Here is a 21,980-nt window from a genome sequence, read left to right as displayed (position 1 = left end):
TCATCGCGGAGGTTCCTGAATCAAAGATTTCCGTCGCTGTGGTTGATTTCGCAAATTCAAGAGTCGCGCCACATGCCCGGTGGTGCGGCCCCGCTCCACACTCGGGGCACATGGACAAACGGTGAGGAAACGACATGCCAGACAACAGGATCAGCGTCACGGGGGTTGGCGTGGTGAGCGGTTACGGGTGGGGCCGCGAAGTGTTCTGGGAGGGACTGTGCAGCGGCAAGTCCGCGGCGCGCCACCTCAGCGGCTACGGCGACGATCTCGAGGAATTCGCCTGGCTCGCCCTCGTCCCGGAGGGAGGGCGCCTCGAGGACGGCGAGGGGTTGTTCGGCCGCGCCTTTCTGGCGGCCGGCCGTGAAGCCGTCGCGGACGCGAGCAGCCGCGGCTGGCGTCCCGGCCGCAACGTCGGAGTGGTTCACGTCGCGTGCTTCAACGACATGTACGGCTGGCGTGAGTTCAGCCGCGGAAACGCCCGCCGGTCCCGCGATTTCGTCCGAGTGTTCCCCTCGACGCCGGCGGCGATGTTCATGAAGGAGTTCGGGTTTCGTGGACCCTCACTCATGGTGTCGGCGACCTGTTCCTCGACCAACAACGCCCTCCTGGTCGCCAAGCTGTGGCTGCGAACCGGCGCGGCGTCCGACGTGGTGGTGGTCTCGGCCGATTTGTCCTTCACCCCGGAAGTGGTGGCAGGTTTCACCCGGATGGGTGCCTCGGTCATCGACGCCGAACCGCTCGACGCGTGCCGCCCGTTCCAGGAAGGTGGGCGGGGATTCCCGCCGGGCGAGGCAGCTGTCGGATTCGTGCTCACCACCGACAGTGTCGACGCCTACGCCGAACTGCTCGGCGGCGCGATGACCAGCGATGCCCACCATCCCACGGGCATGGATCCCTCCCACGCCGAGGTGGTGCGCTGTGTGTCGGAAGCACTCGCCGACGCCGGTATCACGGCGCCCGATGTGGAATACCTGAACGCACACGGCACCGGCACCGCACAGTGCAACGCTGCCGAAACCGACGTGCTGGAACAGGTTTTCGGCACGAAACCACCGCTGGTGTACGCACTGAAACCGTTGATCGGGCACTGCCTGGCCAGTGCCGGGGCGGTCGAGTTGGCAGCCGGGGTGATGGTCTACGAGCGTGGTGTCATTCCCGCACCGCGGATCGTGAGCCCAGCTCACCCGCGTCTGCTCGACGGTGTCACGCCGTTCGGCGGCGGCGCCACCCTCAAGACGTCGATGGGAATGGGCGGATACAACTCGGCCGTCCTCATCGGGCCGGCGGAAGCCGCATAATGACCGTCACCGTCGACGTGCTCAGCGTCGGTTCGGGCTCCGGCGTACTCGGGGCAGCCGTCTCGGCGGCCCGCGCCGGCATGTCCGTCATGTACACCGACCTCTTCTCCGCCCGGCCGCACGCGGGTCAAACGGCCGCGTTGCCTCTGTCATGGTCCGGTGTGCTGTTGCAACGATGGGGGGTGCAGACCCTGGACCGCCATACCCACGCGTACCTGGACGAGGTGACCGCCGATATCGGCGATCCGGACCTGACAGCCGAACTCGAGGGTGTCACCGTCACCGAACTGCGGCCAGGCCTGCGTCGTGAAGACGGTTCCGTGGCACCGTTCCGCGGTGCTCAACTACGCAACTGGTCGCGGCAGTGCCTGACCGCGACCACCGGCGTGATATCCACTCGTGTCACGTTGCCCGGCGCGGTGAAGATCAGATCCGCCTCAGGCGAGGCGATCGAGGTCAGTGACATCGTTTCAATGCCAGAAGAAGGGATCGGCGAAGTCGACCTGCATTCCTGGCTTCTCGGCCGTGCCCGCGAATACGGCGTTCAGATCGTCACCGGACAGGGTTTGCACCGACTCCTGTTCGCCGATGATCAGGTGTTCGGCGGCATCATCGACACCCCGTCCGGCAGCCAAGTCGTGCGATCGCGCCACGGTGTACTGCTCGGAACCGGAATCCGGGACCACAGGCTGCCCCGGCCGGCGCTTCCCTGTGCACGCACCCGACTGTGCCTGAGCAGCCGCAACGCCAGCAGATTCGCCCGTTTGGAGTTGGTGCCGGACCAGGAGCTGCCGTCGCGTCGGCCATCGACGAGTTTGGGGCGCCGCGGCGGCGGCACAGTTTCATCCGGGCAGGCGCACGCGCGTCGACCGATCTTGCGCAGCGGCCGGGGTAAGCGCTCACGCGCCTGAGTCCGCAGCGCCCACAGGGGTCCGGCGGCCGGGCGAGGGTCTCTAGACTGTGCGTCCGTGAACCCGCTGCGCCTGGTGACCGATGCGATCGCGATGGCTGGGATGCGACCGCCGCTGTCGCTGCCGAGCCGGACCAACGTCGCGTTGGAGGGTAAACGGGTACTGCTCACCGGCGCGTCCTCGGGTATCGGTGCGGCCGCCGCTCTGAAGTTCGGCGCGCGTGGTGCGACGGTGTTCGTGGTCGCGCGACGTGCCGACCTGCTCGAGGAGGTGGTGGGGCGGATCACCGAGGCCGGTGGCACCGCCCGAGCCTTCCCCTGTGACCTGTCGGATTTCGACGCCATCGACCGGCTGGTGAAAGATGTTGGGCCCGTTGACATCCTGATCAACAATGCCGGCCGTTCGATCCGTCGTCCGCTGGAGGAGTCGCTGGACCGCTGGCATGACGTCGAGCGCACCATGACGCTGAACTATTACTCGCCACTGCGGCTGATCCGCGGTGTGGCCCCTGGGATGCTCAAACGCGGTGACGGCCACATCATCAACGTGGCGACCTGGGGTGTGATGAACGAGTCGGCGCCGCTGTTCGCCGCCTACAACGCTTCGAAGGCGGCGCTGAGCACCGTCAGCCGGGCCATCGAAACCGAATGGGCGCCCAAGGGAATCAAATCGACCACCCTGTACTACCCCCTGGTGGCCACGCCGATGATCGCACCGACGCGCGCCTACGACGGGTTACCGGCGCTGCGCGCCGAGGAGGCCGCCGACTGGATGATCGACGCTGCCCGCACCCGGCCGGTGCGGATCGCCCCGCGGATGGCGGTCACGGCCCGCGCGCTGGACACCGTGGCCCCCGGTGTCGTGACGGCCATCATGAAGCGGCAGAACTTCCAGCCGGGCTGACAGTGCTCCGCGCGCTGTTCGGTCTGCGTCCGTCACCGCCTCGTCTCGGGCTCGCGACCCGGACGGCGATCAGTGCCGCGCTGCCCATTCTGATCGGCGTGGCAGTCGGTGACGTCGGTGCGGGCCTGATCGCGACGCTGGGCGCGTTCACCGCACGGTTCGGCGGTGACCGGCCCTACCTGAACCGGGGCGCGCAACTGGCCGTCATCGCGCTGTCCCTGGCCGCGGCCGTCACCGTCGGAGCCTGGGCGGCCCAGACGGCCTGGACCGCGGTGACTGCGGTGTCGCTCGTCGCGCTGGTGGCGGTGTGGCTGTGTGCGGCGTTGGCGGTGGGCCCGCCCGGCGCCTACATCTTCGTCCTGGTGTGCGCGGCCGGCGTCGGCGTCTCGGGTTCGCATCTGCCGCCCTGGCACATCGGGCTGCTGGTGCTCGCCGGTGGGGCGATCTCGTGGGTGGTGCAGATGCTGCCCGCCCTCGCCGACTTCCGTCGTCCGGAGAAGACCGCCGTGGCCGCCGCGGGTGCGGCAGTCGCCGGCTACCTCGAGGCGCCCGATTCCGAAACCCGCCGGGCCGCCGCCGAAGCGCTGCACCGCGTGTGGACGGTTCTGGTGACCTATCAGCCGCGGGAGACCCGGCCGGCCGGTTCGGTGAACCGGTTACGCCACACCAACCATGCGCTGCACGTGCTGTTCACCGACGGAATGCGTGCCACCGCAACCGGTTCCACCATTCCCGACGACTGGGTGCGCACAGCGCGCAGCCTTGCTGCGGGCGAGGTGGCTCCGGAGTCCGTCGTCGCGCCGGTGGCACCCCGGCCCGCACTGCGCCCACCCGGGGTGGGCGCCAGGCTGGCCGATGCGCTGCGGCCGGGCTCGCAGACGGTGTGGGTGTTGCGGCGCGTGGTGATCGCCGTGCCGTTGGCCGGTGTCGCGGCAGCGGGGTTGGGCCTCGGCCACATCTACTGGGCCATGGCCGCCGCGGTCCTGGTGCTGCACCTGGGCGCCGACCGGACCGCCACGCTGCAACGCGGCGGGCAGCGACTGGTCGGAACGTGGGCGGGACTCGGACTCGCAGCGGCGATCCTGGCGATCCACCCGCAGGGACTGTGGCTGGCTCTGGTGGTGCCGGCGCTGCAGTTCCTCGTCGAACTGCTCGTGGTCCGCAATTACCTGTGGGCGACGGTGTTCATCACCGCGACGGCCCTGACCATCTCGTCGGGCGCGCACCAGGTGGACGCCGGGCCGCTACTACTGGACCGCGGGGTGGACACGGCGATCGGTTGCGCCATCGGGGTGCTGGTGTATCTGCTCAGCGCGGGCCGCCAAGAAGCCAACCGACTGGCCGAAGCCCTGGCGAGCACGCTCGAACACACGGCGGCCGCGACGGAACACCTGGAGGTTCGGCGCGCCCGCCGGGACCTGCAGCTGAGCATCATCGCGCTCGGCACCGCCTACGACGCGGCGATGGCCGGGCCGCACCGCCACCGCGACGTGGCGGCCAGACTGGCCCGGGCGGTGGCGGCGGCCGAACACCTGGGATACCTGACGGTCGCGGCGTCCTGGGCCGCCGAGCACGGGCGCACCGACCCGCTCCTCGACGACGACACCACCACGTATGTGGCGACGTTGCGCGGGCTGGCCGCCGCGGTGCGCAGCGCCGTGCCGCCACCGGGAACCGACTGTGTTCCCGCAGTGGTGCGCGCGGATGTCGCCGCCGTGGCGGACACGCTCAGGTGACGCGGGCGCCCTGACCGAGGTCTTGGCGCCGCAACCCGGACTTTCGGCCCATGTGTCGGTTTGGGCGAACCGGGGTGATAGACAAGGGCCATGGAAATCCTGGCCAGCCGTGTGCTGTTCCGGCCGGCGGACTACCAACGGTCGGTCGAGTTCTACCGCGACAGCCTGGGCCTGGCGATCGCCCGCGAGTACGCCGGCGGCACGGTCTTCTATGCCGGACAGTCGCTGATCGAACTGGCCGGCCACGGGAAGCCGATGACCGGAGGTTCGCTGTGGCTGCAGGTGCGTGACCTCTATGCCACCCAGGCCGAGTTGCAGGACCGCGGCGTCGAGATCACCCGGGAGGCCAGACAAGAACCGTGGGGCCTGCACGAAATGCACGTCGCCGACCCTGATGGCGTCACCCTGATCTTCGTGCAGGTGCCCGAGGATCACCCGCTGCGTCGCGACAGCCGCTGAAACCACAAACGCCGGGTCCTGCTCACGAGCAGAACCCGGCGCTGGTGGATGATCAGTGCGAGGGCGTGGCCAGCGGCCAGCCCACCGAGGCGAGCCGGGCCGAAACCTGGTGCATCTCCTCGGGATTCGGCTCCTTGTCGATCAGCGAGTGAATGGCGTCGCGGATCTGCTCGTCAGTGACGGGGGTGTCGGGTTTCCCGCTCGTGAGGATCGAGCGGGCTGCGGCCACCACTTCCTCTTCACTGAGAGTCCGCTTGAGCAGGGCCAGCAGCGCGAAGTGGTCCTTGGGCGGGACACCCTCGGGGAATCCGGCGTTCAGCCAGCGGATGACGTTGTTGAACGTGCTCTGTGTCTCGGTCATGGCAGCCTCACTCAAGCGAAGGGAAAGAGGTTGACACCGAAGTGATGCTCGATCGTGGTTCTGGTGATCCACAGCAGGGCCACCAGGATCACGGCGCCGACGAGGACGAACAGCGCCAGGCCGAGGAACTTCAGCAGGGGGTTGGTCGAGTGCACGGTGCCGTCGGCGTCAGCCACGCCGGCGCCGTGGGAGTAGGCAACCAGTCCGGTGGCGAACAGCGCGGGCAGTCCCGCCCCGAGAACCAAGCCCACCACCAGCACCTTGAAGATGCTTTCCACATAGATCATGTCGATTCCTCAGTTCTGCGATCAGACGGTGGTGGTTTTCGGGGTGTCGGTGATGTCCCGCAAGTCGGCCGGCACGACGGAGTTGGTCGAGTCGTCCCAGTCGGCGTTGACGTTGTTGTGGTCGACCTTCTGCTGCTGGGCGCGCCACCACATGTAGAACGACAGGCCCACCAGGATCAGGAAGATCAGCCCGTCGCCCACCAGTTGCGTGGTGAACCCCGCCACGGTGTGGGACACCCAGAACGCCAGCGCACCCACCAGGCCCGCCGCGGGCAGCGTGACGATCCACGCCAGCGCCATCCGGCCGGCCACCGCCCAGCGCACCGAGGCGCCGGGCTTGCCGACGCCGCTGCCCAGGATCGAGCCGGTGGCCACATGGGTGGTGGACAGCGCCATACCGGCGGCCGAAGAACTCAGAATGATGGCGGCCGAGGAGGCTTCCGCGGCCAGGCCCTGCGGGGACTCGATCTCGACCAGGCCCTTGCCGAGTGTGCGGATGACGCGCCAGCCGCCGAGGTAGGTGCCCAGCCCGATGGCCAGCGCACAGCTGGCGATGATCCAGAACGGCAGCCCGTCCTCGGCGACATTGCCGGTGAGGTGGCCGGTGGTGATGAGGGCCAGAGCGATGACACCCATGGTCTTCTGCGCATCGTTGGTGCCGTGGGACAGCGCGACCAGCGAGGCGGTGGCGATCTGGCCCCAGCGGAAGCCTTCCTCGCGGCGGTTCTTCACCACCTTGCGGGTGATCCGGTACACCAGCCAGGTGCCGCAGGCGGCAACCAGCCCGGCGATCACCGGGGCGGCGATGGCAGGGATGAGCACCTTCTGCGTCACGCCGGCCCAGTTGACGCCGGCCAGCCCGATGGCCGCCAGGCCGGCGCCGATGAGCCCGCCGAACAGTGCGTGCGACGAGCTGGACGGGATGCCGAACAGCCAGGTGAGCAAGTTCCACAGGATGCCGCCGATGAGTCCGGCGAAGATGATCGTCAGGCCGGTCGAGGCATCGATGTTGGGCAGCAGGGTGCCGGTCTTGCTGTCCTGGATCTTGAGCACCGACGTCGTTACCGTCAGCGCCACTTCCACGGACAGGAAGGCGCCGACGAGGTTCAGCACACCCGCCAGCAACACCGCGGTCTTGGGCTTCAGCGCACGAGTCGCGATGGACGTGGCCATGGCGTTTCCGGTGTCGTGGAAGCCATTGGTGAAATCGAAGGCCAGGGCCGTCGCGATCAGCAGGATCAAGATGATCATCTCTGCGCTCATGCCGCTAATTGTGAGACCAGCGAAGCGAATTCAACTAACCGAAGATCGCCTCGCAGCGTTAGCTGAGCTGCCTTTATACATACTCCCAGGTGACGTTCATCTGCCGTTCACCGAAACCATGGCGGCCGTTGGTACACCTCTTCCGGTGGGGACATGAAACGAACCGTTTGCCTCCAGGCGGGTACCGTCTGGCCGAGCACACGACGGCACACCATCAAAGCGCCCCTCGATCGGAAGTGAAGACGTGAACCGGTTCCTCAGCGCAGTGGTGAATTGGCTGCGCGCCGGCTACCCCGACGGCGTGCCGCGCAACGACTACCTGCCCTTGTTCGCTCTGTTGTCGGGCCGACTGAGTACCGACGAGGTGAAGCAGGTGACCCGCGAACTGCTCAACCGCCCCGACCTCGACGACGCCGACATCGGCGCCGAGATCGTCCGCCTCACCGACGGCCTGCCGTCGCCCGCCGATATCGAACGGGTGCGGGAGCGGCTGGCCGCCAAAGGGTGGCCGCTGGATGACCCCCGCGACGCAGAGGAACGGCCATAACCACGCTGCGCACGCTCGTCGTCCCGCCGTCGGCAGCGGCGCTGGCGGCCGCACTCGAGCCGGTTCTCGACGGCCGCGGGAACGCCCTGCTGCCGCTGCCTCCCGGTGATCCGCGCCAGGCGGAGTTGTTGCAGACCGCCCTGCGAGCCGGCGAGGAGATCGACGACGATGTGGCGCTCGTCGTCTCGACCTCCGGGACCACCGGCACCCCGAAGGGCGCCATGCTGACCGCGGCGGCGTTGACGGCCAGCGCCACCGCGACGCATGCCCGACTCGGCGGCCCGGGTAGGTGGTTGTTGGCGCTGCCCTCGTATCACATCGCCGGACTGCAGGTGGTGATCCGCAGCGTGCTGGCCGGCACCACGCCCATCGGGCTCGACCTGTCGAACGGATTCGACGTCGGCGTGCTGCCGGACGCCGTGGCCGCCATGGGCCCCGGGCGCCGCTACACCTCCCTGGTGGCCGCACAGTTGGCCAAGGCGTTGCCCGACCCGGCCGCCACCGAGGCGCTGGCCGAATTGGACGCGGTGCTGCTCGGCGGCGGGCCCGCGCCGGCGCCTGTCCTGGAAGGCGCTGCGGCAGCGGGTATCTCGGTGGTCCGCACCTACGGTTCCAGTGAAACCGCGGGCGGGTGTGTGTACGACGGTGTCCCGCTCGACGGGGTGGGCGTGCGCATCGATGACGGCCGGATCGTGCTCGGTGGGCCCACGTTGGCCAAGGGCTACCGCAATGTTCCGGTGGACGACCCGTTCGCCGAACCGGGCTGGTTCCGCACCGACGACGCCGGGGTGCTCGAGGATGGGGTACTGCGGGTGGTGGGCCGTATCGACGAGGCCATCACGACAGGTGGGCTGAAGGTACTGCCCCAGCCGGTGGAAGCGGTACTGGCCACGTGGCCCGGGATCGCCGACTGCGCTGTGTTCGGGCTCCCCGACGACCGGTTGGGCCAGCGGGTGGTGGCCGCCCTGGTGCTGTCCGGCCCCGCGCCGACGGTGGCTGAGCTGCGCGCGCATGTCGCGCAGTCGTTGGATCCGACGGCCGCACCGCGGGAGATCCACGTGGTCGACGAGCTGCCGCGGCGCGGGATCGGCAAGCTGGACCGCCGTGCGCTGGTGGCCCGCTTCTCGACGTAGCCGCGGAATCGGCGGCCCCGCGGAGCATCATGTAACCCATGCGCCGTGAAGTCAGCACCGTCGAAGAGCTCCGCGCCCTGGTCGGAGAACCGGCCGAAGCCGTGAAGAAGAAGGTCAGCCCGAAGCTGGCGCCGATTCACCGCGACTGGCTGGCGCATTCGCCGTTGTGTTTTGTGGCGACCACCGACAGTGACGGCAACATCGACGTCTCCCCCAAAGGTGACCCGCCCGGGTTCGTTCACGTCATCGATTCGACGACCATCGCGATTCCGGAGCGTCCCGGCAACAAGCGCGTCGACGGATACCTCAACGTGTTGCAGCGGCCCCGCGCGGGCACGCTGTTCCTGGTGCCTGGTCGCGGTGACACGTTGCGGATCAACGGCGGCGCCACCATCGTGGCCGACGCCGACTACTTCGATTCGCTGGTCGTGGCCGGCAAGCGTCCGATCCTGGCGCTGGAGATCGCCATCGAAGAGGTGTTCTTCCACTGCGCCAAGGCTTTTCTGCGCTCGGACGCGTGGAAACCGGACAGCTGGCAGCCGGACGCGCTGCCCAGCGTCGCGCAGATGGTCAAGGCCATGGATGCCGGCCTGAGCCTGGCCGAACTGGAAGCGCAGTTCAGCGAGGAGAGTATGCGCACTCAGTTGTACTGAGCCAGTGCCGTTACCCACGATGCCACCGCCAGCAGCAGGTAGGTCAATGGGAACGCCAGGTTGTGCAGCACCCGGGTTTTCACATGCACCGCCACTGCGCCCAGGAAGAACAGCACCAAACCCGTTGCGGCAGCGCAGCCCAACGCGGGCACCACGAATCCGGCCAGCAGGCCCAGGCCACCGGCGGCTTTGCACAGGGCCAGTGGGGTGATCCAGGACTGCGGCACGCCCACCTCGGCGGAGTTGGCCAGGACGAAACGGGCGCGCGCCAGATCGGCGGCGGCGATACCGAGGTTGGCAGCCGCGGTCACCACCGTGACCACCACATAAAGGGTTACAGTCATGTTCTTCCTCCGCTTTTAGGGTTTGTGCGACCTGTTGACGTTTCAGCGTGGGAAGAGGTGACATTGTGCAGGTCAGCGACGTCTTCGACGAGCACCGCTCCCGCCTGATGAGCGTGGCGGTACGGATATTGGGCTCGGCGCACGACGCCGAGGACGCCGTGCAGCAGACCTGGCTCAAGGCCGCGGGCGCCGATCTCGGTGCGGTGCGTAACCCGGCGGGCTGGTTGACCACTGTGTTGAGCCGCGAATGCCTGGACATGCTGCGGCACCGGCGAACCTGGGTGCCACTCGATGAGGACGTCGCGCAATGGGACAGGGCGACAACCGATCTGGTCGACAGTGTGGGCCTGGCGATGCTGGTGCTCCTGGACCGGCTCTCCCCGGCCCAACGGGTGGCGTTCGTACTGCACGACGCGTTCAGGGTGCCGTTCGCCGATATCGCCGCGGCGCTGGGCACCACCCCGTCGGCGGCCAAGCAGCTGGCCAGCCGGGCACGACGGGCCGTGGCGGGAGCCGCGGCGGTACCCGCAGACCGGGATCACGTCCGGCTGGCCGAAGCGTTCCTGGCGGCGTCCCGAGACGGGGACATCGCCACCCTCCTCGACGTCCTGGCACCCGATGTGGTGCGCCGGGTGGACCCGATCCTGGTGCCCGCGGAAGTGCCCACGTCGGTGCACGGTGCCCGCGCGGTCGCCGAGGAGACGCGGTTGTTCGCCGCCCGCGCCCGCGCCGGCGCGGTGACCGTGGTCGACGGCGAACCGGTGATCGCGATCGTGGCCGGCGGCCGGGTACGGATCGTCATCCGGCTGACATTCGAGGCGGGGCGGATCAGCGTCGTCGACATCGCGCCCCTTTGAATCAGCCCGAATTTAATCGCCTGCCGAGGAATAAGGGGTCAGGTGGGCGACTTGTCCACGGGGAGAGCCCTATTCACTGAGGAGATGATCCATGTCGCGACCCATTCGGACCGGTGTGCAGTTGATTCCCGGCGGAGCACCGGACTACCGGACGTGGCGCGAGGCGGTCCTGCGCGCCGAAGAGCTGGGCACCGACATCATCTTCGGCTACGACCACTTCCACGCCCCCAACTTCGCCGGCATCGTCGATGCGTTGCCGATCCTGGCCGAGACCCAACCCGACGTGACGAACTTCGAGGGTTGGACGGCGCTGGCCTCCTGGGGTGAGATCACCACCCGCGCCGAGATCGGCCTGCTGGTCAGCGGCATCGGGTACCGCAATCCCGACCTGCTCGCCGACATGGCGCGCACCGTCGACCACATCAGCGGTGGCCGCGTCATCCTCGGTGTCGGCGCCGGCTGGTACGAAAAGGATTACACCACATACGGTTACGACTTCGGCACGGTGAAGTCGCGGGCGGACCTGTTCGACCAGGGCCTGCTGCGTATCGAAAGCCGGTTGAGCCAACTCAATCCCGCACCGGTGCGCAAGATCCCGATCCTGATCGGCGGCTCGGGCCAGAAGCGCACCCTGCCCGCGGTGGCCCGGCACGCCGACGTGTGGCACACCTTCCTGCCGATCGAGCTGTACCGGCAGGCCAGTGCCCGCCTCGGTGAGCTGGCTTCCGGGTTCGGCCGAGCCGATGGTGATATCGAACGGTCGGTGCCGTGGGAGGACGAGAACAGCGCCGACCAGTACGTGGACGCCGGAGCGACACTGTTCACCACCGAGATTCGGCCCACGGCAGACGGTTACGACTTCACCGCGCTGGAGAGGCTGCTGAAGTGGCGGGCCAATCGGAGCTGACTCACGCCAGCGCCGAGACCAGGCTGACGTAGACAGCGGTGCCCACCAGGATGCTGAGCAGCGCCTGCCGCCGCCACAGGTGCAGGCCTGCGGTGACGGCCACGCCGATCACCAGGAACAGCACCTCCCGTGGGGTTTGTCGCTGCGCACCGTGCAGGGTGTAGATGGCCAGCATCACCATCACCCCGACGGGCATGTGCACGCTCAGATACCGCACCACCGTGCTGTGCCGCATGGGTGCCAGCACCGCGAACGGCAGCGCGCGCAGTGCCCACGTCACGGCGGCGCTGACCGCCACCAACAGCGCGATGTAACCGTTGTCAGGCATCGTCGCCTCCAAAATGCTTGCGCAGCAGTAGCACCGCGGTGAACGCCGCGAATGCGCACACCAGCAGCTGACCCGGGGCCACCACCCATGCAGCCACCGCGCACGCGGCGGCGGAGACAGCTGTCAGCGGATCGGGACGCTGCCGGTAGGCGTCGATGGCCAGCACGATGAACAACGCCGTCAGCGCGAAATCCAACCCCTCCAGCCGTTCGATGGGCAACGCCTCACCGAGCACGCCCCCGAGCGTCGCACCTGTCACCCACAGCAACTGGAAACACAGCTGCATCAGCAGGATCGGCCGCGTCGTCCAGTCCCGGGCCTCCGGGCTGACACCGACGGCATACGCCTCGTCGGAGAGCGTGTAGGTGCTGTACAGCTTGCCGGGGATCCCGCGCACCCGGTGCAGCGGGAAAGACAGCGCATAGAAGATGTGGCGGGCGTTGACGATGAACGTGGTCAACGCGACCGTCGCCACGGGCGCAGCCGCGGCCACCAGCGGCACCATCAGGAACTCCAGGGATCCGGCGTAGATCACGGCGGCGAACGTCGGCGCCCACCACCACGCCAGTCCGGCGTGCACCACCACAAAGCCCAGCGCCATCCCCAGTGGGATGAACGCCAGACCGATCGGCGCCGACAAGGCGAACACCTGCCGTAGGGAATGAGCCATCCGCCCAGTGTGCGACACCGGGGTCACCGAATCGTCAGACCGGGCCCGCAGCCGGGCACATAGGGTGGGAGAGTGTGAAGACCGGACGCCGTGAGTTCGTTGCCGTCGCCCTGGCCGTACTTCTGGTTGCTGCTGCGTTCGTCGTCCCCAAGCTCCATCTGGGCATCGTCACCCCGCTGATCAACGCCGACGCCGAACGGTTCGAGGCGTTCGCCGGCGCCGCACCGATCTTCGGGTGGTGGGACGCGCACGTCGGGTGGGGCACGGTGCCCGCCATCCTGATCGGTCTGGCGGCGGTGCGGTGGGGTCAGTCGGTGGCGCAGCGGCTGGGATTTCGGACGTTGCTGCTGGTGACGTGGGTGACGTCGGCGGCCTGGGCGTTCTCGCTGGCCATGATCGACGGCTGGCAGCGCGGTTTCGCCGGGCGGCTCACCGCCACGCACGAGTACCTGCGCCAGGTGCCGACCATCGACGACATTCCGTACGCGGTGCGGTCATTCGCCGGCCGGATCGTGGACTATCAACCGGATTCGTGGATGACGCATGTGTCCGGGCATCCACCGGGGGCGTTGCTGACATTCGTCTGGCTGGACCGGATCGGGCTCGGCGGCGGCGCCTGGGCCGGGTTGTTCTGTCTGCTCGTCGGCTCTTCGGCGGCCGCGGGGATCCTGGTGGCGGTGCGGGCGCTGTCCGGGGAGGACCTCGCGCGCGGCGCGGCCCCGTTCGTCGCGGTGGCGCCGACGGCCATCTGGATCGCGGTGTCGGCCGACGGGTACTTCGCCGGTGTCGCCGCCTGGGGTATCGCGTTGTTGGCCCTGAGCGTGCGCGGCTCCTGGTGGTGCGCCGCACCGGCGGGACTGTTGCTCGGCTGGGCCATCTTCCTGAACTACGGGCTGGGGCTGATCGCACTGCCCGCGGTGGCGGTACTGGTGTCGGCGTCGTCCGTGCGGGTGGCGCTGCGGACGTTGGGCGTGGCGGTGGTCGCGGCATCGGTGGTGGCCGCGGTGTTCTACGCGGCCGGATTCTGGTGGTTCGACGGCTATCACGCGGTGCAGGAACGGTATTGGCAGGGCATCGCGCTGGACCGGCCCTTCCAGTACTGGGGCTGGGCCAATCTGGCGTCGACGGTGTGCGCCATCGGTCTGGGCAGCGTGGCGGGTGTGGCGCGGGCGTTCGACTGGCCGGCTGTTCGCGCGCGGTCCGGCATTCACCTGCTGGTGCTGGCGGCGCTGCTGGCGATCCTGTGCGCCGACCTGAGCATGCTGAGCAAGGCGGAGACCGAACGCATCTGGCTGGGGTTCATGGTGTGGTTGACGGCCGCTCCGGCGCTGCTGCCGGTGGCCTCACGCCGGTGGTGGTTGGCGCTCAACGTCGTCGGCGCGCTGCTGCTCAACCACCTCATCCTCACCAACTGGTAGGGATTTCGGCGCGTTGGTAACCGCTGAGCGGTTACCAACGCGCCGAAATCCCACGTAGGCGAAGGTGAGGACCCAGACGATGGCCAGGGCGATCCACAGCCCGGTCGGGTAATCACGGTCCAGCACCGAAGGATTGGTCGGTCGAGCGCCGGGCGTGTCGAACACCGGGACCGCCAGCAGTACCAGCGTCACGCTGAGCAGGGCCGCCACCGCCACCGGCGTCCAGACCGTGCGTGGCAGAACCCGTCGGCCCGCATAACCCAACGCGGCCACCAGCGGCGCGAACACGAAGTCGTGCAGCAACACACCGGCCAGCGCCCACAGCACGATCCGCAGCAACGTCGGCCAGGAATTCTCCAACAGCAACACCACGCCGTAACCGATCAGCGCCGCGCCCGCGACGCCCAGCGCGGCCCTCATGTGACCACCTCGATACGCGTCAACCACTTCGTCTGCAGCACACCAGGTCTCGACGGGGCGATCAGCCGGCAGGGATACCCATGGTCGATGTCGAGGGTCTGCCCGTTGAGCTTCAGCGCGATCAGCGTCCTGTCGTCGCGGGCGTGCTTCGCCGGCAGCACGGTCCGAGAGTACGGCCCCGGCGGTTCCAGCGAGATCATCCGCAGATCGGCGTCGCGAGGCGCCCCGACGGTGGCGACGAGCTCGGCCAGCACCACACCGGTCCACTCGGCGTCGCGGCTCCAGCCTTCGACACAGGCGATCGGCAGCCGGTGCGTGGTCTGCGGCAGGTTGTTCAGGTCCTCGACGGTGAACCTCGTGGTGTTGGAACCGTAGACGACGGTGAGCCGGTAGTCGGGTGCCCGCGCGGTCCGCAGGACGCCCGCCTCGGCGCCGGAGCGGTTGACGGGCAGATCCTGGGGCCCGTCACCCGAGCGCGGTGCCAGCACCGAGATATGACGCAGCCACGGCACGCTCTGCCCCACGGTGGCTGTCGTCGCCACGCCCACAGCCAGCCACGTCCCGCGCAAGACGGCCCGCCGTGACACCGGAACACCGAAATCCGTCGGCTCCTCGAAGGCACGACGGATGACGGGCAACTTCACCGCGACGTGCAGGATCACCGAGCCGAACACCACATAGGACATCGCGTAATGCACTGTGGTGAAGAAGAATCCGAACGCATACCACTGCGCGATGTTCATCAGGCCGGTCACCAGCTGGAAGATCATCGAGGCGACGAGCACCAGGATGGAGCCGCGCTCGAGGAGCCGCAGCGGTGAGCCGATCACGGGTCGTTCGAACAGCTTCGGCCACACCGACCACAGCTTGACCACCAGCAATGGCACCGCGGCGATACCGGTGGCGACGTGCAGTCCTTGCGTGAGGCGGTACAGCCACACCGGTCTGGTGGGCCACGGGAACCACGGCTGCGGATGCTGGATGAGGTGGCTGATCAGCCCGGTCAGGAAACACACCGTGACGGCGATGCCGAGCCACACCCCGACTCGGCCGGTGATCGCGGTGCCGCGCAGGGTGGTTCGGCTCACGAGCGCACAGATTTGTACGGAAACCCTCGGCGTGTTGTGTACAGACACGCGCGCTCGCCAGAGGGGGGCGGGGGCATCAGGCGGCCAGGGAGGCGACCACCCGGTCGCCGATCGAGTGGATGTCGTCGACGGCCAGGCCCACATCGGAGGCCAGTTGCGCAGCGCAGTCGACGCCCACCCACGCCCAGCGGAACCACGGGCCGATCGTTTTCCTGGTCTCCAGCCGAATCCAATCCACCTTCACCCCATGGGATTGCGGGTCGAATTCGGCCAGACACCGGCCACCGTGGCGCAGCAGTTCCGCCGAGCGGCGCAACACCCGCCACGGGTCGCCACCGAGACCGACATTGCCGTCGGCCAGCAGGACGTTGTGCCAGCGCCCGGTGCCCGGCAACGGGTCGAACAGATCGCGCCGCAAGGCCGGCGCCCCGCTGTCGCGCGCCAGGTCGATCGCCGTCGGCGACAGGTCCACCCCCAGTGCCGGGATTCCCCGCTGCACCAGATTGGCCACCAAACGTCCTGGGCCACAGCCCAAGTCGATCGTCGGGCCATCGCACATGTCGAGCACCACCGCGTCAAAATGCGCTTCGGCTTTCGAGGCCTGCCGCCCGCCGAGCCAGGTGCGCACCGGCAACCGGTCGGTGCTGCCGTCGTCGTGGCGGATCCAGCAGCGTTCACCGTTGAGGGCACGCTCATAGAGATGGCCGAACATGTCAGACCCCCACGAATCTGCTCGCGGGGCCGCACAGTGCCCGGACAGCATCCAGATCGTCGATGGTGTCCACATCATCGAGCTCCGGCAGCAGCGTCACCTCGGCGCCGGTGGCCCGCAGCGCTGCCAATGTCTGTGCACCGGTATCGGATCGCGACATCGGAATGTCCGCCAGGCACTGCGCCGTCGTCGCCGCGCTGACCCCCAGCGCCCACCATCCGCCGTCGCCGGCCATGCCGAGCACCGCGTCACCGTCGAGCAGTTGCCGCGCCGAACCACTCAGCAGTTCGGCGGTGACCTGGGGGGTGTCCATCCCGATCTGCAGCACGGGCAGGCCGGCCGAAGCGTCGGCGTGCGCGTGCACCAGGCGCTCGGCGAAACCGTCACCGCGCTGCTCGATCACCACGAACGACGCCAGCAGCTCCCGGATCTCAGCAGCCCGCGCCGCCTTCGTCAGATCCCCGGTGAACGCGACCACCCGGCGGGTCACGGGTGCGGCGACAACCGCATCGAGAGTGTCCAGCAGCGCCGCCGCGGCGACGTCGGCGGCGGCGTCGTCACCGATCGATGCGGCCAGCCGGGTCTTGGCCAGCCCGGGAACCGGAGCTTTGGCTACGACGAGAAGACAGCAAGGGAGCTCCATCAGTTGATCGCCTTCCAGAAGTCCACCGCGGCATGGAAGCTCCCCCGAACGGAACCGCTGACCTTCGACACCCCACCGGTGCGGGGTCCGTACGCGACATCCAGTTCCACCACTCGCCAACCCGCCGCGGCGGCGCGGACCAGCAGTTCCAGCGGATACCCCGATCGGCGGTCCTGCACACCGAGGTTCAGCAAATCGTCCCGACGCATCACCCGCATGGGTGCGATGTCGTGGACTGCAAGGCCATGCTTGTGACGCAACCGGAAGCAAACCGCCGCGGTGCCCAGGCGGGCGTGCCACGGCCAGCGCAACCCCCGTACCGGCCGCCGCCGTCCGGTCACCATCTCGGCGCCGTCGAGTGCGGCCACCAACCGCGGCAGATCGCCGGGATCCAGTGACCCGTCGGCATCGATGACCGCCACGATCGGCGACGTCGCGGCCACCACACCGGCATGCACCGCCGACCCATAACCCGGTACCCGTTCCGCGACCACCTGGGCGCCGTGACCTCGCGCGACCTCGGCGGTGTCGTCGGTGCTGTTGTTGTCGACGACCAGCGCCCGGTACCCCGGGGGAATTGCTGCGAGCACCCCGGGCAGGGCCTCGGCCTCGTTGAGGCAGGGCAGCACCACCGTGACCGGACAGTCGGGCATGACTTCCGACGGTAGCAGTGAAATTGGCACCGATCCGGACCGCCGTCGGTGACGAATGCCTTACATCATCGCAGGTAGATGAGCTTCGAATGAGTGGAGATGGTGAGTTGGGAGCCGTGGGCGCGCGTGTGCTGATCGCCGACGACGACGTGGTCGTCCGCGATGTCGTGCGCCGATACCTGGAACGTGACGGGTTGGAAGTCGCTGTCGCCGACAACGGCACCGACGCGTTACGCATGCTCGGCACGGAACGGATCGACGTGGCGGTGCTCGATGTGATGATGCCCGGACCCGACGGGCTGACCTTGTGCCGCAGTCTGCGGCAGGCGGGTGACTTCAGTGTGCCGGTGATCCTGCTGACCGCCCTCGGCGAGGAGGACGACCGGATCGCGGGGCTCGAAGCCGGCGCTGACGACTACGTGACGAAACCGTTCAGTCCTCGTGAGTTGGCGCTGCGCGTGCGCTCGGTCCTGCGCAGGTCGCCGTCGCCGCTGGGCGCGTTGCCATTGGACATCACCGTCGGTGAGTTGACGGTGTCCTCGGCCTCGCGCACCGTGACCCTCGAGGGCCGCCCGGTGGGCCTGACCAACCGTGAGTTCGACCTGCTGATGTTCTTCCTCACCCACGCCGACACCGTGTTCACCCGCGAGGAACTTCTGCAGCGGGTGTGGCACTGGGACTACGGCGACCTGTCCACGGTGACGGTCCACGTCAAACGGTTGCGTTCCAAACTCGGTGACCACCACCGGGTACAGACGGTGTGGGGCCGCGGCTATCTGTGGCAGAGCGCGGCCGACGAGGACCCGCATGCCGCCGGCTGACGTGACCGAGATCGTCCTGCTCGTGCTCGCCTCCTCGGTGCCCGTTGTCCTGTTGGGGGCGTTGATCATCCGGGTGGCCCGGAGCTGGTCGCTGGCGGTCAGCATGGTGGTCCTGGTGCTGATACCGGTGGTTGCCACATTCGCCGGCGTGTTGGGCGCCAGTAGCTTCATGATCACCGAGACATTCGAGAAAACGGCCATCGTCTTGGTGATCGTGTCGGTGGTGACCATTCCCGCCGCGGTGATGCTGGCCCGCTATCAGGCCCGAAGAACCGTGTGGGAACAGGAGATCCGCGACTCCGAACGCGCCGCCGAACAGTCCCGGCGCAAGCTGGTGGCCTTCGTGAGCCACGATCTGCGCACCCCCCTGGCCGGCATCCGCGCGGTGTCGGAAGCCATCGCCGACGGCGTGGTCAGTGATCACGAGGTCCGTGAACACGCCAAACACATCGAGCAGGAATCGATTCGGCTGTCCGAGATGGTCGATGACCTGTTCGAGATGTCGAAGATCAACGCCGGGGCCGTCACGGCGTCCTATGACCGGGTGGCCCTCGACGAGGTGGTCGACGACGTAGTGCGCGCCCACCGCATCACCGCCGATCGGGCCGGTGTCGCGTTGCGTGCCGACCTGCCCGGGGCGCCGGTCAAGGTGATCGGCAGCGACCGCGCGCTGGTGCGGGTGCTGTCGAATCTGGTGGCCAACGCGATCGCCCACACCCCCTGCGGCGGTACGGTCAGGCTGGAGCTGGGCCGCGACGAGCAGGGCGCCTGGGCGAGGGTCGACGACACCGGAGTGGGAATCGACGAAGCCGACCTGGGGCGGGTGTTCGACGTGGCCTACCGCGGCTCCAACGGGCGTGTGCCGCGGTTGGATTCGTCGTTGCCCAGCGGGTCAGGGCTGGGTCTGGCCATCGCCGCCGGCCTGGTGCAGGCCCACCACGGCACGTTGTCGGCGCACAACCTCGACACAGGAGCCCGCTTCGAGGTGCGGCTGCCGCTGGCTACGGAGGCTTGAGCCGGCCCGCTCTCCCCGGCTCGTCCCTCACCGCCTCGGCGACCGGCTACCGAGCCTTGAGCACCGCCTCGAACTCCGTGCAGAACCAGTCCACATCTGCCATCGAGAACACCAGCGGCGGACGAATTTTCAGCACATTGCCGTCATGCCCGCACACCGACAACAGCACCCGTCGCTCCCGGAGCGCATTGACCAGCCAGCGCGCCCCGGCACGGTCGGGTTTCTTGGTCTCGGGATCGCTGACCATCTCGACGCCGATGTAGAGACCCGCACCGCGGACGTCACCGACGCCGGGATGCGCGAGCGCGATCTCGGTCAGTTCCCGCCGCAGCGTCGCACCCACATTGGCTGCATTGCTCATCAGCCGTTCGTGCTCGATGACGTCGAGGACGGCCGACGCCGCGGCCATGGACACCGGGTTACCGCCGAATGTGTTGAAGTAGGGCATCCCGACGGCGAACGATTTCAGGACGTCGGAGCGGGCCGCCATGGCGGCGACCGGCATCCCGTTGCCCATCGGTTTCCCGGTGGTCAGCAGATCGGGAGTGACCCCGTGGCGCAGGCACCCCCACATCGAGTCACCGGTGCGGGCGAAACCCGGCTGCACCTCGTCGGCGATGAACACTCCCCCGCGCGAGCGCACCACGTCGACGGCGGGTTTGAGCACGTTCGGGTCGGTGTAGATGCCGTCGGACGAGAAAATGGTGTCGACGATCAGGCACGACACCCCGTAACCGGCCTCGCTCAACTCGTCGGCGGCGGCTGCGACATCAGCGGCGAAGCGCTGGGCCAGTTGATCGCCGGGCACCCGGTAGCTGTCTGGCGGTGGCACCGTGCGCACATTCGGACCCTGTGTACCGGGCCCGCCGAGTGACGGCGAGATGGCGGTGACAGCGGCGGTGTTGCCGTGATAGGCGTCGGCGGTGATGATGACACCTGTTGCGCCGGTGTGCATTTCAGCCACCCGCAAGGCCAGGTCATTGACCTCGGAGCCGGTGCAGGCGTACATCACCTGATCGATCTCGAACGGCAGCGTGTCCAGTAGCCGCTGCGAGTAGTCGATGATGGCCTGGTGCAGGTAGCGGGTGTGGGTGTTGAGCGTCGACAGCTGCCGGGTGACGGCCTCCACCACATGCGGATGGCAATGCCCGACGCTGGCCACATTGTTGTAGGCGTCGAGATACCGCTCACCTTCGGCGCCGAAGAGGTACGTGCCCTGCCCGCGCACCAGATGGACCGGGCGTTCGTAGAACAGCCGGTACGCCGGGCCGAGCATCTCCTCCCGCTTGGCGATCAGCGGTTCAGCCTGACCGGTGGCGCCGGCCGAGTAGCTGTTGGAATCCATGATGTTGGAGAAACTCATAACGCCACAACGATGCCATCTGCGCCGGATTCCGTCGCGGCGAGCATCTCGAAGTACGTAATTTGTACGGGACGCGCCCGGTCGCGCAAGTGGTTTGGGTGCCGCACACTGTTCCGATGCCAGGTCTGCCACCCAACCACCAGGACTTCGCGCGCGCGGCGCTGCCCGCTTATGGGCTTGCCGCCGACACCCCGCTGCGGCTGCTGAGCCTGTCGGAGAACGCCACCTACTTGGCGGATACCGGGCTCGAGCCCCTGGTGGTGCGAGTGCACCGGCCCGGCTACCACTCCCTGTCGGCGATCCGCTCCGAGCTGAGCTGGATGGCGGCACTGCGCGACGAGACCACAGTGATGACACCGCATCTGATCCCGGCCCGCGACGGAAGCGATGTGGTGAGCGCCGATGTGGCCGGGACGCGGTTGTACGTCGACGCGGTCTCCTACATCCCCGGGTGCACCGCCGAAGAGCAGCCCGACGCGGTGGGCTTCGATCAGCTGGGCCGATTGACCGCGCTCATGCACAACCATGTCGAGGACTGGCAGGCCCCGGATTTCTTCACCCGGTTCCGGTGGGATCTGGAAACCACCATCAGCCCGGTCGCGCGCTGGGGCGACTGGCGCGGCGCGCCCCACCTCAGCGACGCCGACACCACGGTGATCGGACTCGCCACCGAACGAATCATCGAGCTTCTCACCGCATTCGGCACCGAGGCCGATCGTTTCGGCTTGGTGCACGCCGACCTGCGCATGGCCAACCTCATGGTGGATCCCACGAATCCGGCCGCACCGATCACCGTCATCGACTTCGACGACTGCGGGTGGTCCTGGCATCTGGCCGATCTCGGTGCGGTGGTGTCGTTCATCGAAGACACCCCGGAGGCCGAACGTATCATCGCCGACTGGCTGCGCGGCTACCAGGAGGTACGCAAACTCCCCGACGAGCACCTCGAGCTGGTGCCGACGTTCGTGATGCTGCGCCGCGTCATGTTGTCGGCCTGGATCGGTAGCCACGCCGACGCCGACGCCGCCCGAACTCTGGCACCGACATTCGCTGCGGGCACCGCCCGGCTGGCCGAGCGCTACCTCGGCGACGACTCCTGGCTGAAAAACTCGATATGGGGTAGTTGACTACGCTAGTCGCCCCCGGCGCCCCGCCCGAGACTGGCTGCTCAGGCCTATCAAGGGGGTGCC

Annotated in this window: 26 protein-coding genes; 14 read left to right on the top strand and 12 right to left on the bottom strand. The window is 68.1% G+C overall.

Features of this window, described 5'->3' with window-relative positions:
- Positions 1-134: 134 nt before the first annotated feature.
- The 5 genes from NL241_RS06840 (at position 135) to NL241_RS06820 (ending at position 5,307) form a co-directional block, all read left to right on the top strand.
- Positions 135-1,298: a beta-ketoacyl synthase N-terminal-like domain-containing protein gene (locus tag NL241_RS06840; protein WP_494397108.1), complete on the top strand. Its 1,164-nt coding sequence runs from the start codon at positions 135-137 to the stop codon at positions 1,296-1,298.
- Positions 1,298-2,209, top strand: a complete 912-nt coding sequence (locus NL241_RS06835) for a hypothetical protein (protein WP_494397107.1) — start codon at positions 1,298-1,300, stop codon at positions 2,207-2,209. The genes NL241_RS06840 and NL241_RS06835 overlap by 1 nt, the downstream gene beginning before the upstream one ends.
- Positions 2,210-2,302: 93 nt before the next feature.
- Positions 2,303-3,112 (top strand): SDR family oxidoreductase, encoded by an 810-nt coding sequence (locus NL241_RS06830; RefSeq protein WP_487691948.1) that lies wholly within the window; start codon positions 2,303-2,305, stop codon positions 3,110-3,112.
- Between the two features lie 98 nt (positions 3,113-3,210).
- Entirely contained in the window at positions 3,211-4,848 is a 1,638-nt protein-coding gene (locus NL241_RS06825; protein ID WP_494397106.1) for an FUSC family protein, read from the top strand.
- A 90-nt stretch (positions 4,849-4,938) separates the two neighbouring features.
- The gene (locus NL241_RS06820; protein WP_487691610.1) at positions 4,939-5,307 is read left to right on the top strand and encodes a VOC family protein; all 369 of its coding nucleotides are present in this window, start codon (positions 4,939-4,941) and stop codon (positions 5,305-5,307) included.
- A 52-nt stretch (positions 5,308-5,359) separates the two neighbouring features.
- Here the strand turns inward: NL241_RS06820 and NL241_RS06815 are convergent, their stop codons facing one another.
- The 3 genes from NL241_RS06815 to NL241_RS06805 are packed head-to-tail and all read right to left on the bottom strand — an operon-like array spanning position 5,360 to position 7,218.
- Positions 5,360-5,668 (bottom strand): DUF3349 domain-containing protein, encoded by a 309-nt coding sequence (locus tag NL241_RS06815; RefSeq protein WP_494397105.1) that lies wholly within the window; start codon positions 5,666-5,668, stop codon positions 5,360-5,362.
- 11 nt (positions 5,669-5,679) lie between these two features.
- Entirely contained in the window at positions 5,680-5,955 is a 276-nt protein-coding gene (locus NL241_RS06810) for a hypothetical protein (protein WP_487691612.1), read from the bottom strand.
- Between the two features lie 21 nt (positions 5,956-5,976).
- Positions 5,977-7,218, bottom strand: a complete 1,242-nt coding sequence (locus NL241_RS06805) for an inorganic phosphate transporter (protein WP_494397104.1) — start codon at positions 7,216-7,218, stop codon at positions 5,977-5,979.
- 244 nt (positions 7,219-7,462) lie between these two features.
- Here NL241_RS06805 and NL241_RS06800 point away from each other — a divergent pair, with 244 nt between their 5' ends.
- From NL241_RS06800 to NL241_RS06790, 3 genes are read left to right on the top strand one after another with little or no spacing between them, the layout of a single operon-like run.
- A complete protein-coding gene (locus NL241_RS06800) occupies positions 7,463-7,765 on the top strand; it encodes a DUF3349 domain-containing protein (RefSeq protein ID WP_487691614.1) in 303 nt (100 codons plus the stop codon).
- Positions 7,766-7,806: 41 nt separating this feature from the next.
- On the top strand, positions 7,807-8,898 hold the full coding sequence (menE, locus tag NL241_RS06795) for an o-succinylbenzoate--CoA ligase (RefSeq protein WP_494398253.1): 1,092 nt from the start codon (positions 7,807-7,809) through the stop codon (positions 8,896-8,898).
- 38 nt (positions 8,899-8,936) lie between these two features.
- On the top strand, positions 8,937-9,551 hold the full coding sequence (locus NL241_RS06790) for a pyridoxamine 5'-phosphate oxidase family protein (protein ID WP_494397103.1): 615 nt from the start codon (positions 8,937-8,939) through the stop codon (positions 9,549-9,551).
- Here NL241_RS06790 and NL241_RS06785 read toward each other — a convergent pair.
- Positions 9,539-9,895 (bottom strand): DoxX family protein, encoded by a 357-nt coding sequence (locus NL241_RS06785; RefSeq protein ID WP_487691616.1) that lies wholly within the window; start codon positions 9,893-9,895, stop codon positions 9,539-9,541. The genes NL241_RS06790 and NL241_RS06785 overlap by 13 nt on opposite strands.
- Before the next feature lie 47 nt (positions 9,896-9,942).
- Here NL241_RS06785 and NL241_RS06780 point away from each other — a divergent pair, with 47 nt between their 5' ends.
- Positions 9,943-10,752 (top strand): sigma factor, encoded by an 810-nt coding sequence (locus NL241_RS06780; RefSeq protein ID WP_494397102.1) that lies wholly within the window; start codon positions 9,943-9,945, stop codon positions 10,750-10,752.
- 91 nt (positions 10,753-10,843) lie between these two features.
- On the top strand, positions 10,844-11,659 hold the full coding sequence (locus tag NL241_RS06775) for an LLM class F420-dependent oxidoreductase (RefSeq protein ID WP_494397101.1): 816 nt from the start codon (positions 10,844-10,846) through the stop codon (positions 11,657-11,659).
- 1 nt (position 11,660) lies between these two features.
- Here NL241_RS06775 and NL241_RS06770 read toward each other — a convergent pair whose 3' ends face one another.
- Positions 11,661-11,987 (bottom strand): branched-chain amino acid transport AzlD family protein, encoded by a 327-nt coding sequence (locus NL241_RS06770; RefSeq protein ID WP_494397100.1) that lies wholly within the window; start codon positions 11,985-11,987, stop codon positions 11,661-11,663.
- Positions 11,980-12,657 carry an AzlC family ABC transporter permease gene (locus NL241_RS06765; RefSeq protein WP_487691620.1) on the bottom strand — a complete coding sequence of 226 codons (678 nt, stop codon included), beginning with the start codon at positions 12,655-12,657 and terminating at the stop codon, positions 11,980-11,982. The genes NL241_RS06770 and NL241_RS06765 overlap by 8 nt, the downstream gene beginning before the upstream one ends.
- Before the next feature lie 74 nt (positions 12,658-12,731).
- Here NL241_RS06765 and NL241_RS06760 point away from each other — a divergent pair, with 74 nt between their 5' ends.
- Positions 12,732-14,075: a hypothetical protein gene (locus NL241_RS06760; RefSeq protein ID WP_494397099.1), complete on the top strand. Its 1,344-nt coding sequence runs from the start codon at positions 12,732-12,734 to the stop codon at positions 14,073-14,075.
- Here NL241_RS06760 and NL241_RS06755 read toward each other — a convergent pair.
- The 5 genes from NL241_RS06755 to NL241_RS06735 form a co-directional block, all read right to left on the bottom strand.
- On the bottom strand, positions 14,001-14,495 hold the full coding sequence (locus tag NL241_RS06755) for a hypothetical protein (RefSeq protein ID WP_494397098.1): 495 nt from the start codon (positions 14,493-14,495) through the stop codon (positions 14,001-14,003). The two genes, NL241_RS06760 and NL241_RS06755, sit on opposite strands and share 75 nt — an antisense overlap.
- Entirely contained in the window at positions 14,492-15,583 is a 1,092-nt protein-coding gene (locus NL241_RS06750) for a molybdopterin-dependent oxidoreductase (protein WP_494397097.1), read from the bottom strand. Before NL241_RS06750 ends, NL241_RS06755 begins: the two co-directional genes overlap by 4 nt.
- Positions 15,584-15,659: 76 nt before the next feature.
- On the bottom strand, positions 15,660-16,295 hold the full coding sequence (locus tag NL241_RS06745; protein ID WP_494397096.1) for a methyltransferase domain-containing protein: 636 nt from the start codon (positions 16,293-16,295) through the stop codon (positions 15,660-15,662).
- Position 16,296: 1 nt separating this feature from the next.
- Entirely contained in the window at positions 16,297-16,938 is a 642-nt protein-coding gene (locus NL241_RS06740) for a TIGR04282 family arsenosugar biosynthesis glycosyltransferase (RefSeq protein ID WP_494397095.1), read from the bottom strand.
- On the bottom strand, positions 16,938-17,591 hold the full coding sequence (locus NL241_RS06735) for a glycosyltransferase family 2 protein (RefSeq protein WP_494397094.1): 654 nt from the start codon (positions 17,589-17,591) through the stop codon (positions 16,938-16,940). Before NL241_RS06735 ends, NL241_RS06740 begins: the two co-directional genes overlap by 1 nt.
- 89 nt (positions 17,592-17,680) lie before the next feature.
- On the opposite strand from NL241_RS06735, the gene NL241_RS06730 reads away from it, so the two are divergent.
- The gene (locus tag NL241_RS06730) at positions 17,681-18,412 is read left to right on the top strand and encodes a response regulator transcription factor (protein WP_494397093.1); all 732 of its coding nucleotides are present in this window, start codon (positions 17,681-17,683) and stop codon (positions 18,410-18,412) included.
- Positions 18,399-19,427, top strand: a complete 1,029-nt coding sequence (locus NL241_RS06725) for a sensor histidine kinase (RefSeq protein ID WP_494397092.1) — start codon at positions 18,399-18,401, stop codon at positions 19,425-19,427. The genes NL241_RS06730 and NL241_RS06725 overlap by 14 nt, the downstream gene beginning before the upstream one ends.
- A gap of 46 nt (positions 19,428-19,473) precedes the next feature.
- Here the strand turns inward: NL241_RS06725 and NL241_RS06720 are convergent, their stop codons facing one another.
- Positions 19,474-20,790: an aspartate aminotransferase family protein gene (locus NL241_RS06720; RefSeq protein WP_494397091.1), complete on the bottom strand. Its 1,317-nt coding sequence runs from the start codon at positions 20,788-20,790 to the stop codon at positions 19,474-19,476.
- Between the two features lie 116 nt (positions 20,791-20,906).
- On the opposite strand from NL241_RS06720, the gene NL241_RS06715 reads away from it, so the two are divergent.
- Positions 20,907-21,917 (top strand): phosphotransferase enzyme family protein, encoded by a 1,011-nt coding sequence (locus NL241_RS06715; protein WP_494397090.1) that lies wholly within the window; start codon positions 20,907-20,909, stop codon positions 21,915-21,917.
- Positions 21,918-21,980: the final 63 nt, after the last annotated feature.

It is taken from the genome of Mycolicibacterium sp. SMGY-1XX (assembly GCF_059132455.1).
This window is presented reverse-complemented; position numbering and strand designations above follow the sequence as displayed.

Excerpts from the sequence above, each read along its gene's own strand:
- NL241_RS06725 (WP_494397092.1), top strand. The coding sequence starts at position 18,399 with ATGCCGCCGGCTGACGTGACCGAGATCGTCCTGCTCGTGCTCGCCTCC.
- NL241_RS06770 (WP_494397100.1), bottom strand. The coding sequence starts at position 11,987 with ATGCCTGACAACGGTTACATCGCGCTGTTGGTGGCGGTCAGCGCCGCC.
- NL241_RS06840 (WP_494397108.1), top strand. The coding sequence starts at position 135 with ATGCCAGACAACAGGATCAGCGTCACGGGGGTTGGCGTGGTGAGCGGT.
- NL241_RS06785 (WP_487691616.1), bottom strand. The coding sequence starts at position 9,895 with ATGACTGTAACCCTTTATGTGGTGGTCACGGTGGTGACCGCGGCTGCC.
- NL241_RS06735 (WP_494397094.1), bottom strand. The coding sequence starts at position 17,591 with ATGCCCGACTGTCCGGTCACGGTGGTGCTGCCCTGCCTCAACGAGGCC.
- NL241_RS06775 (WP_494397101.1), top strand. The coding sequence starts at position 10,844 with ATGTCGCGACCCATTCGGACCGGTGTGCAGTTGATTCCCGGCGGAGCA.
- NL241_RS06730 (WP_494397093.1), top strand. The coding sequence starts at position 17,681 with ATGAGTGGAGATGGTGAGTTGGGAGCCGTGGGCGCGCGTGTGCTGATC.
- NL241_RS06745 (WP_494397096.1), bottom strand. The coding sequence starts at position 16,295 with ATGTTCGGCCATCTCTATGAGCGTGCCCTCAACGGTGAACGCTGCTGG.
- NL241_RS06720 (WP_494397091.1), bottom strand. The coding sequence starts at position 20,790 with ATGAGTTTCTCCAACATCATGGATTCCAACAGCTACTCGGCCGGCGCC.
- NL241_RS06740 (WP_494397095.1), bottom strand. The coding sequence starts at position 16,938 with ATGGAGCTCCCTTGCTGTCTTCTCGTCGTAGCCAAAGCTCCGGTTCCC.
- NL241_RS06820 (WP_487691610.1), top strand. The coding sequence starts at position 4,939 with ATGGAAATCCTGGCCAGCCGTGTGCTGTTCCGGCCGGCGGACTACCAA.
- NL241_RS06790 (WP_494397103.1), top strand. The coding sequence starts at position 8,937 with ATGCGCCGTGAAGTCAGCACCGTCGAAGAGCTCCGCGCCCTGGTCGGA.
- NL241_RS06815 (WP_494397105.1), bottom strand. The coding sequence starts at position 5,668 with ATGACCGAGACACAGAGCACGTTCAACAACGTCATCCGCTGGCTGAAC.
- NL241_RS06755 (WP_494397098.1), bottom strand. The coding sequence starts at position 14,495 with ATGAGGGCCGCGCTGGGCGTCGCGGGCGCGGCGCTGATCGGTTACGGC.
- NL241_RS06715 (WP_494397090.1), top strand. The coding sequence starts at position 20,907 with ATGCCAGGTCTGCCACCCAACCACCAGGACTTCGCGCGCGCGGCGCTG.
- NL241_RS06830 (WP_487691948.1), top strand. The coding sequence starts at position 2,303 with ATGGCTGGGATGCGACCGCCGCTGTCGCTGCCGAGCCGGACCAACGTC.
- NL241_RS06810 (WP_487691612.1), bottom strand. The coding sequence starts at position 5,955 with ATGATCTATGTGGAAAGCATCTTCAAGGTGCTGGTGGTGGGCTTGGTT.
- NL241_RS06835 (WP_494397107.1), top strand. The coding sequence starts at position 1,298 with ATGACCGTCACCGTCGACGTGCTCAGCGTCGGTTCGGGCTCCGGCGTA.
- NL241_RS06765 (WP_487691620.1), bottom strand. The coding sequence starts at position 12,657 with ATGGCTCATTCCCTACGGCAGGTGTTCGCCTTGTCGGCGCCGATCGGT.
- NL241_RS06805 (WP_494397104.1), bottom strand. The coding sequence starts at position 7,218 with ATGAGCGCAGAGATGATCATCTTGATCCTGCTGATCGCGACGGCCCTG.